Below are 10075 nucleotides of genomic sequence, written 5' to 3' on the forward strand. Positions count from 1 at the left end.
AGGCCCAGGACGGTATAGCAATCCGACACTTCGGGGACCAGGATGCGTACCGCCCGTACATCGTGGACCTGGGAAAAATCGATGTGCTTGCGTTTCATCTTTCGCCAGATCGAGTAGATATGCTTGGCCCGGCCATCGACGTCGAAGCGGGAGATTCCCTGGGATCGCAGCAGGCCCTTGAGAGTCTCGACCACCTCGTGAATATACCTATCCCGATCGACTCGCTTCTCGGCCAGTTGCGCGGCGATGGCCTTGTAGTCGTCCTCATGGAGGTAACGGAAGGAGAGGTCCTCGAGTTCCCACTTCAGCTGGCCGATACCCAGGCGATGGGCCAGGGGGGCATAGATATCGAAGACTTCCCGGGCGACGCGCTGCCGCTTCTCCAGGGGTGCGTCCTTGACCTGGCGCAGGGCACAGGTGCGTTCGGCGATCTTGATCAGGGCCACCCGAACGTCGTCGATCAAGGTCACCAGCATCTTGCGCAGGTTGTCTTGCTGGTCATGCTGGTTCATACCATGACTGGGTAACTGTGACGTGCTGATCGCCGCCATCTGCAGCACGCCACCGATGAGGCGGGCGACTTCCTCACCGAAGCGGTTGCCCACCGCCTCGAGTTCGATCAAGCCTTCACGCACGGCACGATAGAGCACGGCGGAGACCAGGGTGGTCTGATCGAGCCGGAGTTCGCTGAGGATATCGGCCATTTCCAGGCCCATGCGAAAACTCGAGGCATTCTCCGACCAGGGGCGATGGGCACGGCCGGACTCGAGTTCCAGACGCTCGGCCAATGCACAGGCTGCCTTCAATTGCGCCGGGTGGGAAAGCTTGACGTCCTCCTGGAGACGGGCGATCCAAGGATCGATATCGATCCAGCCATCCTCGGTGAGGGGCTGGTCTTCACGGACTTTAACCATCGGCTGACACTCCTTGCGGCTGTCGCTCCGTCCGTGGATGCTCGAACAACAGCATAGCTTCCAGGTGAGAAGTGTGGGTGAACATGTCGGCAACACAGGCTCGCGAGAGACGATAACCACCACGCACAAGATGTGCCGCATCCCGCGCCAGGGTCGCCGGGTCACATGACACATAGAGCACCCTGGCGACAGGGCGCGCGGCGAGGGCCCGGCAGGCTCGCTCGGCCCCATCGCGGGGCGGATCCAGCAGGACCCAGTCCGGCCGAGAGGCGTCGAGCACCGACGCGACCACGCCATCCGAAGCTAGATCGGCCTGTTGCGCCCTGAGAGTCAGGCCATTGCGTCGGGCATTGTCGACCAGGCGGTCGACCATGGCCGACGCTCCTTCCACCGCCGTGACATCGGCCCCGGCGGCCGCCAGTGGCAGGCTGAAATTCCCCACGCCGGCATAGAGGTCAAGCATTCGTCGCCCGCGGGCATCGCCCAGCCAATTCAGGGCGGTCTCGATCATCCGGCGATTGACCTCGGCATTGGCCTGCAGGAAGTCACCGGGGGCAAAGCCCAGGGTCAGATCACCCTGCGGACCCGGCACTCGGCAACTCAGCGACGGTACCGGCGTCAACCACTCGAGGCGGGGCGAGTCACGACCCCGCCACTGCGCCAGGTGCAGGCCATGGGACTCGGCGAAGAGTCGCCAGCGTCGACTGTCCGCCGAATGGTCACGCAACTGACGAACGACCAGTATGGCGCCCTGATCGCTGTCGAGCAGCTCCAGATGCCCCACCTGGCGGGGCGCTTCCAGGGAGGCGAGGAAATCGCGCAGGGGAAGCAGCAGCGCATTGAGTGGCCGCATCAGAACGGTGCAATCGGTGATATCCACCAGACGATGGCTGTGCCGGGCACGAAAGCCGAGATGTACCTCACCCTCGGCATCGACCCTGACTCCCAGGCGAGCCTTGCGGCGATAGGCATCGGGAGACCCGGCCAACAGGACGGGAGACGGCGACTCGATTTCCTGGCGGGTCAGCAGCTCGACCAGCACTCCTGGCTTGTGGCGGCGCTGGGCCTCGACATCCAGGTGCTGGAGGTCGCAACCCCCACAGTGGGCGAAATGGCCACAGGGCGGCGCCACCCGTTCCGGAGACGCTTCGAACAGTTCCCGGATGTGCGCCTCGTCATAGCGCTTGTGCGCCCGGTGAATGGCTACCTCGAGCCGCTCCCCCGGGAGGCCACCCTCGACGAAGAGCGCCTTGCCGTCGGGGTGATGCGCTACGCCCCGGCCGTCATGGGCCAGTCGTTCGATGACCCGGGAAGTCGTCTCCTCCGCCCCGGCATGCGGAGCGTCACGGGGCGTCCGGCGACCCTGGAGGCCGGACACACCGCTACGAACCCGGGACGGGCGACGCTTGCCCAGCATGGCCATGTCAAAGCTCCGGGGCGAAGAGGCCGGTGGAGAGGTAACGATCGCCACGGTCGCAGACGATGAAAGCAATCACCGCGTTCTCGACCTCCGAGGCGATACGCAGGGCGCCGGAAAGTGCGCCACCGGAGGAGACGCCGGCAAAGATGCCCTCTTCCCTGGCCAGGCGACGCATGTGTTCCTCGGCCTCGTGCTGACCGATGTCGAGGACCCGATCCACCCGGGCAGGCTCGAAGATGCTCGGCAGGTATTGCTCGGGCCAGCGACGTATCCCGGCGATGCTCGCCCCGTCCTCGGGCTGCAGACCGATGATCTGCACCTCGGGATTGCGCTCCTTGAGATACCTCGAGACCCCCATGATGGTGCCGGTGGTCCCCATGGAGCTGATGAAGTGCGTCACCGTCCCCGCCGTCTGTTCCCAGATCTCCGGACCGGTGCCGGAATAATGAGCCAGGGGATTGTCCGGGTTCGCGAACTGATTCAACGGCTTGCCTTCCTCACGGGCGATCATCGACTCGGCGACATCGCGGGCCTCCTCCATGCCGCCCTGCTTGCTGACACTGATCAGACGAGCGCCGAAGGCACCCATGGCCTGCTTGCGCTCTTCGGACGCACTCTCGGGCATGATCAACACCATTCGATACCCCTTGATGGCAGCGGCCATCGCCAGGGCGATCCCGGTATTGCCGGACGTCGCCTCGATCAGGGTGTCGCCGGGGGCAATCTCACTGCGCGCCTCGGCCTGGGACAACATGGAGAGCGCCGGCCGGTCCTTCACCGAACCGGCCGGGTTATTGCCCTCCAGCTTGGCCAGCAGGGTGTTGTCGCGGCCGGCAGTGATGCGCTTTAGGCGCACCAGGGGCGTATTGCCGACGACATCCTCGATGGTGGAAAACTGCATGCATCCTTCCTTCTGGTAGCGACTCCCGGCCATTATATCGATGCCGCTGCGGGGTGGACAGGCATCGTCGCTCCCTGTGGCATACTGACCCGCAATCGATCAGAAGGGTTCGCCGATGACGTTGAATAACCGTCTGCTGATGGTACTGCTGGGGCTGCCGCTGGTGTTGCTGGCGGTGGTGGCCGGCATCGGCCTGCAGCTGGAATCACAGGATCGGCGGCAGGCCCTGCAGGAACGACTTGCCCTGGCCGCCGACCTGCTGGCTCCCGAATTGGAAGCGGCGCTTCAGGGGACGGACAACGACAGCCTGTCGCGGATTGGGGGTCGCCTGCTCGATCAGGAGGAGATACGCGCCGTGGCGATCCGGGGGGCGGACGGTGACACCCTGGTGGAGCTGGGCCGCCTGCGTGATATCCCGGATGCAGAGCCGGCTCGGGGCGGCCTGTTTCGCGATGGCCATCAGTGGCGCCTGCAGACCCCCCTGATGGGGCAGGCTCCGGGGGAAGATACGGCGGGATGGCTGGTGATGGACATCGATGCCATGCCCCTGGCGCTGGATCACTACCGTCGCCTCGCCACGGCTGGCCTGGGCCTGCTGATCATCGGGCTCTTTCTCTGGCTGATCGCCTATTCCACCAGCAGACGCCTGACCCAGCCCATACAGGCAGCGGACCGGGCCCTGGCGCGCCTGGCCAATGGCGACTGCCCGCCACCGCTGGACGTTTCCTCCATCACGGAGCTGGCGGGCCTGACGCGCAGGGTCAATCAGCTCTCCGAACAGTTCGCGCAATCGCGCCAGGACGTTCAGCGGCAGATCGAGCAGACCACGGCCGAGCTCCAGGAATCGATGGAAACCATCGAAGTCCAGAATATTGAGTTGGACATGGCCCATCGCCGCGCCCTCCAGGCCAATCGGGTGAAGTCGGAATTCCTCGCCAACATGAGCCACGAGATCCGCACGCCCCTGAATGGCATCATCGGTTTTTGTCGCCTGCTCGGCCGTTCGCGACTCGAGGAGCGCCAGCGCGAATGGCTCGACCATGTGCATCGCGCCTGTGACAACCTCCTGATGCTGGTCAACGACGTGCTCGACTTCTCCAAGCTCGAGGCCGGACGCCTGGAACTCGAACACCTGCCCGTCGACATGGTGGCCCTGGTGGATGAGGTATTGGGGCTTCAGGCGCCTGATGCTCATTCCAAGGGGCTCCACCTCCTCGGGCGGGTCTACGACGACGTACCCACCACCCTGAACGGCGATCCGCTACGCATCCGACAAGTCCTGACCAATCTGGTGAACAATGCCATCAAGTTCACCGAAAGCGGCGAGGTCATCGTCAGGGTGATGGTGGAACAGGCCGAGCCGGGGCGCGTCACCCTCAGGATCAGCGTCAGCGACACCGGCATCGGCCTGTCCCGGGAAAACTGTCAGCGCCTCTTCCAGGCCTTCCGACAGGGCGCACCCAGTCATCCTCGAGAATTCGGTGGTACCGGCCTCGGCCTGACCATCTGCCGACAACTGCTGGAGCAGATGGGCGGCACCATCGAGGTAGAAAGCCAGCTTGACAGGGGATCGACCTTTACCCTGACCCTCCCTCTGGGTGGCGACGAAGACCAGGAGCGCCCCGTGGAGTTGCTCCTCACCAATGAGATCATCCTCCTCGAAGAGCCGCATCCCGCCACGCATCGCGCCCTGGCTCATCTGCTCGGTCGCTCGGGAGCTCGGGTTGTGGATGCCGACGCCTCCCAGGCCAGGGAAGCATCGCCCACCCTGTTCGTCGCAGGCCTGGCCAGCGGTCAACTCGATGACCAGGAAATGGCTACCTGGGCGCAGCGTCTCGCCGCCTTGGACTGTCCCACCCTGCTGCTCGTGAATGCCAGCCCCATGGACCTGCCCTCGATTGCCCTGCCGCGGGGTGGCCAGGTTCTCAGCAAGCCAGTCTCGCGAGCCGTGCTGATCGAGACCCTCCGCACCCTGTTGAACGCTCAAGCCACCCCCCTGCTGCCGGAAGAGGATGACCGGGAGGCTCAAGGATCTCAGCACATCCTGGTCGTGGACGACGCCGAGACCAATCGCTTGCTTCTCGAGGAGCTCATCCAGCGCCCCGGCCTTCTGGTTCAGTCTGCCGCCAGCGGCGAGGAATCCCTGGCCATGGCCCAGACCCAGGACTACGACCTGGTTCTGATGGATATTCGGATGTCCGGCATGGACGGCGTGGAGGCCACTCGGGCGCTACGCCGACTGGAAGGTGCCTGGCATGACGTGCCGATCATCGCCGTGACCGCTCACGCCCTCGAGGGCGAGCGCCATCGGTTGCTGGCCAATGGCCTGGACGAGATACTGATCAAGCCGCTGGATGCCTGGCACCTGGAGGATCTACTGCATCGCCACCTGAAACTCCCCGCCCGGCAGGACAGCCTCGTGCCCGGCACGACACCGGAATCGACTACCGTCGACAAACACGAGGATGGTGAGCTGGCAGTGGTCGACCTGACCCTGGGCACCCAACCCGCCGGGGGACGCGACGACCTGGCCCGGGAACTCGTGGAACGCCTGGCCGAAACGCTGCCCGAAACGAGGACGGCCATCCAACGGGCCCTGGAGACCCATGACGACGAGGGGCTGCTGGATGCCATCCATGCCCTGAACGGGGCCTGTCGCTACTGCGGCACCCCGCGGCTGGGGCTGCTGGCCGAGACCCTGGAAACACGGCTGCGTTCACGGGGGCGCGAGGCCGTGCTGCCACTGGTCGACGACCTCTTTGACGCCATGAGCGCAGTGATCGACTGGCAGGCCCGTCAGTCCTCGAGTACGACGAAGGCCAGGGCCAGGTCCACCTCGTCGGTCAACGACAGATGATGAACCCTGACCCCAGCGTGGACAGAAAGCTCCCAGGCCCTGCCCGCCAGCACCAGTGAAGGCCGACCCATTGCATCGTTGACCACCTGGATCTCCGTCCAGCGCATGCCTTTCCTGATCCCGGTACCCAGCGCCTTGACGAAGGCTTCCTTGGCGGCAAAACGCTTGGCCAGATAGGCCGCCGGAAAGGGGCCCTGGTGGAACCGATCAACTTCCTGCTCGCCCAGCAGCCGCCGAGCGAATCGTGGCCCGTGTCGCTGCATCGCCGCCTCGATACGTGCCACCCGGACCAGATCGGTACCGATCCCGATGATCATGGATGGTCGCCATGACCGTCATGGGCAACGTGGTCATGATCATGGTCGTGTTCGTCGAGGGACGCCAGCAGACCCGCCTCCTGGCCGGCGATCACCAGGCGCTTCATCTCCGCCACCGCTTCCTTGAGGCCCACGAAGAGCGCCCGAGCGATGATCGAATGACCGATGTTGAGCTCATGGAGACCGGGTATCGCGGCAATGGCCTCGACGTTGTGGTAATGCAGACCATGCCCGGCATTGACGATCAACCCCAGGTCCAGCGCCATCTCGGCTGCGGCGGAGAGCCGCGAGTGCTCTCGACGGGCGGCCCCCCCCGTCGCCTCGGCATAGGCCCCGGCATGCAGTTCGATCACCGGCGCACCGGCCCTGGCCGCCGCCTCGATCTGGGCCGGCTCAGGGTCAATGAACAGCGAAACCTCGCAGCCAGCACTACTCAGGCGTCGACAGGCCATGGATATCGCCTCGGCACCGCCGACCACATCGAGGCCGCCCTCGGTGGTCAATTCCTCGCGTTTCTCGGGCACCAGACAGACGTGGGCCGGGCGGACCTTCTCGGCCAGGACGATCATTTCCTCGGTCACCGCCATCTCCAGATTCATGCGGGTGGTGATGATCTCCGCCAGCAGATGGACATCGCGATCCTGGATATGGCGACGGTCCTCACGAAGGTGAACCGTGATGCCATCGGCTCCGGCCTCCTCGGCCAGCAACGCCGCCTGGGCAGGATCGGGATAGCGGGTCCCCCGGGCACGGCGCAGGGTGGCAATGTGATCGATATTGACGCCGAGCAGGATACGCGAGGGGTGCATGAAGGATCTCCACAACTGTCATTAATGGGCAGGAGGCGTAATGATGCGCCAGCCTCAGGATGCGTTGGATCGACGCTTTTCGGCAAGCTGGCGCATCAATTCCCGAGAGCGCAACGGCCGGCTGCCCAGCAAGGGGGCAAGGGCCGCCCGGGTCACCGCCTTGGCCGGGCCGGCCAGGCCGGGCTCGCCCCAGTCGTGTCCGGCAAGCAGGCGCAGGGTGCGGCCATCGAGCCCCGGCTGACCGGGCACAAAGGCCCGATCCGCGGCCACGTAGCAATAGCGTTGTTCAGGGTCCAGCTCACCGCCCTCGGGGTCGGTGAAACGCGGCAGCGCCTCGACGGCATCAAGCAGGGCACGTTCGAGTCGCCTCAGCCCCGCGGCCCGGCCTTCGGGTCGCGGCAGGGCCTCCAGCAGCGCCGTATAGAAGGCGAAGACATCGGCCACCGGCAGTTCCACCGGCAGCACTCGGGTCAGCAATTCATTGGCATAGAGACCGCACAACAGGCCCTCCCCGGCCAGCAGCGCCGCGGAGCTCCGGCTCTCCATCAGGCGCAGGCGCTTGAGCTCGCCTTCTCCGACCCAGGTCACATGGAGAGGGGCGAAGGGCTGCAAGCGTCCGCGAGAGCGGCTACTGGGTCGCTGGATGCCCTGAGCCACCGCCCTGACCCGGCCATGATCGAGGGTCAGAAGCTCGACCAGGGCGCTGGTCTCGCGATAGGGACGCTTGTGTAGCAGGAAGGCAGGGTCGGGAACCATCGGGGTCATCCACCTATTCGGCCAGTAACAAGCGACAGGGCCTCTTGGCGCTAGGCGCCAGGCGCCAGGCGCTCAGTCCAAGTTGTAACCCAGACTCTTCAGCGCCCGTTCGTCATCGGACCAGCCGCGCTTGACCTTGACCCAGAGATTGAGCATCACCTTGGTGCCCAGGGCACGTTCCATGTCCAGACGCGCCTCACGGCCGATGCTCTTGATCCGCTCGCCATTCTCGCCGATCAGGATCTTCTTCTGTCCCGACCGTTCCACCAGGATCAGGGCGCTGATGTGCACCACCCTGCCCTCGTCGCTAAATTCCTCGATCTCCACGGTCATCTGATAGGGCAGCTCATCACCCAGCTGGCGCATGACCTTCTCGCGCACCAGCTCGGCGGCAAGGAAGCGCTGGCTCTTGTCGGTGACCTGGTCATCGGGGAAGTAGTGAACACTTTCCGGCAGGTGACGACCCACCTCGGCCTCGAGTTCGGGAACATTGCTGCCATGCTTGGCGGAGATCGGCACGATGGCCGCGAAGTCACGGCGGGCGCCCACCTCCCCCAGCCAGGGCAATAGGCTGACCTTTTCCTGGAGCCGATCGACCTTGTTGACGGCCAGGATGACCGGCGCCTTGACGTGCTCGAGACGCTGCAGCACCACCTGATCCTCTTCCGTCCACCGCGTGCGATCGATGATGAAGACCACACAGTCCACATCGCGCAGGGCCTGGGTCGCCGTCTGGTTCATGAAGCGGTTGATCGCCTTGTTGCGATCACGGGACTGGATATGGATTCCCGGCGTGTCAACATAGACGAACTGGGCATCCCCCTCGGTCTTGATCCCCGTCACCTGGTGGCGCGTGGTCTGGGGACGACGCGAGGTGATCGAGATCTTCTGACCGAGGATACGATTCATCAGCGTGGATTTCCCGACATTGGGCCGACCGATGATGGCCACGAAACCACAGGTCTGGGTCATGGGCGGGCTCCATGGGGTTCGAGCCTGGTCAGGGCCTGGGTGGCCGCCTGCTGCTCGGCATGGCGACGACTCGAGCCGATGCCGGTGGTATGGCCATCGAGGAATTCAGTGTGGCATTCCACGGTAAAGGTCTGGTCGTGAGCCTCGCCCTCCACCGCGACCACCTCATAGCGGGGCAAGGGCAACTGGCGGGATTGCAGCAACTCCTGCAGCCGCGTCTTGGGATCCTTCTGGGTGTCCTGAAGACTGATCGCCTCGAGCCTGGCCGCATACCAAGCCAGTACCCGGACCCGAACCGTTTCCATGCCGGCATCCAGGTAGATGGCACCGATCACCGCCTCCACCGCATCCGCCAGAATGGATTCACGCCGATGGCCACCGCTCTTCATCTCGCCGGAGCCCAGGCTCAGGTAATCACCGAACTGCATTTCCCGGGCCAGTTCGGCCAGGGTCTGTCCCTTGACGAGCCGAGCACGCAGGCGGGAAAGCTGGCCCTCCCGCGCGGCGGGGAACCGCTGGAAGAGGGCCTCGGCGATGACGAAGTTGACGATGGAGTCGCCGAGGAATTCCAGGCGCTCATTGTTATCGCCGCCGACGCTGCGGTGGGTCAAGGCCAGTTCGAGAAGAGCAGGGTCAGCGAAGTGATGGCCAAGGCGCCGACTGAAGATATTGAGGGGGTTGCTCACGATGTTCCTGACGATTGGATAGAGGGGCGACTCAACGGATACGCCTCATGCTGGTGAAACTCGGCAGGCCGCCATTCCAGTGCATCCAGACGGCGAAGGCCTGACCGACGATGTTCTCTTCCGGCACGAAGCCCCAGTAACGGCTGTCATTGGAATGGTCGCGATTGTCGCCCATGGTGAAGTAATGGCCTTCCGGCACCACCAGTTCACGCATCTGCGGGCCGGGGTCGCGTGGATTATTGTAGATGCGGTGCTCGAGCTCTCCCATGCGCTCTTCCAGCAACAGCTGGTTGGGAGCGCCGTCGGATCCCTCTGCGAGGAGTGACTTGGGCACGGCCTGACCATTGACATAGAGTTGCTTGCCCTCGTAGCGAATGCGATCGCCGGGCAAACCCACCACACGCTTGATGAAATTGACCGCCGGCTCATTGGGAAAGCGGAAG

Annotated in this window: 10 protein-coding genes; 1 reads left to right on the forward strand and 9 read right to left on the reverse strand. The window is 64.5% G+C overall.

What is annotated here, in order from left to right; translation table 11 throughout:
* From ACESMD_RS15020 to cysM, 3 genes are all read right to left on the reverse strand, one after another.
* A partial coding sequence (locus ACESMD_RS15020) for an HD domain-containing protein (protein ID WP_372614556.1) occupies nt 1-914 on the reverse strand: 914 nt, incomplete at its 3' end.
* Nucleotides 907-2337 carry a TRAM domain-containing protein gene (locus ACESMD_RS15025; protein ID WP_372614558.1) on the reverse strand — a complete coding sequence of 477 codons (1431 nt, stop codon included), beginning with the start codon at nt 2335-2337 and terminating at the stop codon, nt 907-909. The genes ACESMD_RS15020 and ACESMD_RS15025, both read right to left, overlap by 8 nt.
* Nucleotide 2338: 1 nt before the next feature.
* The gene (cysM, locus tag ACESMD_RS15030) at nt 2339-3235 is read right to left on the reverse strand and encodes a cysteine synthase CysM (RefSeq protein ID WP_372614560.1); all 897 of its coding nucleotides are present in this window, start codon (nt 3233-3235) and stop codon (nt 2339-2341) included.
* 115 nt (nt 3236-3350) lie between these two features.
* Here cysM and ACESMD_RS15035 point away from each other — a divergent pair, with 115 nt between their 5' ends.
* Nucleotides 3351-6092: an ATP-binding protein gene (locus ACESMD_RS15035; protein ID WP_372614562.1), complete on the forward strand. Its 2742-nt coding sequence runs from the start codon at nt 3351-3353 to the stop codon at nt 6090-6092.
* Here ACESMD_RS15035 and acpS read toward each other — a convergent pair.
* The 6 genes from acpS to lepB form a co-directional block, all read right to left on the reverse strand.
* Nucleotides 6032-6409 (reverse strand): holo-ACP synthase, encoded by a 378-nt coding sequence (gene acpS / locus ACESMD_RS15040; protein ID WP_372614564.1) that lies wholly within the window; start codon nt 6407-6409, stop codon nt 6032-6034. The genes ACESMD_RS15035 and acpS overlap by 61 nt on opposite strands.
* A complete protein-coding gene (pdxJ, locus tag ACESMD_RS15045; protein WP_372614566.1) occupies nt 6406-7218 on the reverse strand; it encodes a pyridoxine 5'-phosphate synthase in 813 nt (270 codons plus the stop codon). The genes acpS and pdxJ overlap by 4 nt, the downstream gene beginning before the upstream one ends.
* Before the next feature lie 54 nt (nt 7219-7272).
* Complete coding sequence (gene recO, locus ACESMD_RS15050) at nt 7273-7974, reverse strand: DNA repair protein RecO (protein ID WP_372614568.1); 702 nt, start codon at nt 7972-7974, stop codon at nt 7273-7275.
* A 72-nt stretch (nt 7975-8046) separates the two neighbouring features.
* Nucleotides 8047-8946, reverse strand: a complete 900-nt coding sequence (gene era, locus ACESMD_RS15055) for a GTPase Era (protein ID WP_372614570.1) — start codon at nt 8944-8946, stop codon at nt 8047-8049.
* Nucleotides 8943-9632, reverse strand: a complete 690-nt coding sequence (rnc, locus tag ACESMD_RS15060) for a ribonuclease III (protein WP_372614572.1) — start codon at nt 9630-9632, stop codon at nt 8943-8945. Before rnc ends, era begins: the two co-directional genes overlap by 4 nt.
* A gap of 31 nt (nt 9633-9663) precedes the next feature.
* The coding region (gene lepB, locus ACESMD_RS15065) for a signal peptidase I (protein ID WP_372614574.1) at nt 9664-10075 on the reverse strand (412 nt) is incomplete at its 5' end.

The organism is Halomonas sp. (assembly GCF_041689495.1).
GTDB lineage: Bacteria > Pseudomonadota > Gammaproteobacteria > Pseudomonadales > Halomonadaceae > Halomonas.

Excerpts from the sequence above, each read along its gene's own strand:
- ACESMD_RS15025 (WP_372614558.1), bottom strand. The coding sequence starts at position 2,337 with ATGGCCATGCTGGGCAAGCGTCGCCCGTCCCGGGTTCGTAGCGGTGTG.
- cysM (WP_372614560.1), bottom strand. The coding sequence starts at position 3,235 with ATGCAGTTTTCCACCATCGAGGATGTCGTCGGCAATACGCCCCTGGTG.
- ACESMD_RS15035 (WP_372614562.1), top strand. The coding sequence starts at position 3,351 with ATGACGTTGAATAACCGTCTGCTGATGGTACTGCTGGGGCTGCCGCTG.
- acpS (WP_372614564.1), bottom strand. The coding sequence starts at position 6,409 with ATGATCATCGGGATCGGTACCGATCTGGTCCGGGTGGCACGTATCGAG.
- pdxJ (WP_372614566.1), bottom strand. The coding sequence starts at position 7,218 with ATGCACCCCTCGCGTATCCTGCTCGGCGTCAATATCGATCACATTGCC.
- recO (WP_372614568.1), bottom strand. The coding sequence starts at position 7,974 with ATGGTTCCCGACCCTGCCTTCCTGCTACACAAGCGTCCCTATCGCGAG.
- era (WP_372614570.1), bottom strand. The coding sequence starts at position 8,946 with ATGACCCAGACCTGTGGTTTCGTGGCCATCATCGGTCGGCCCAATGTC.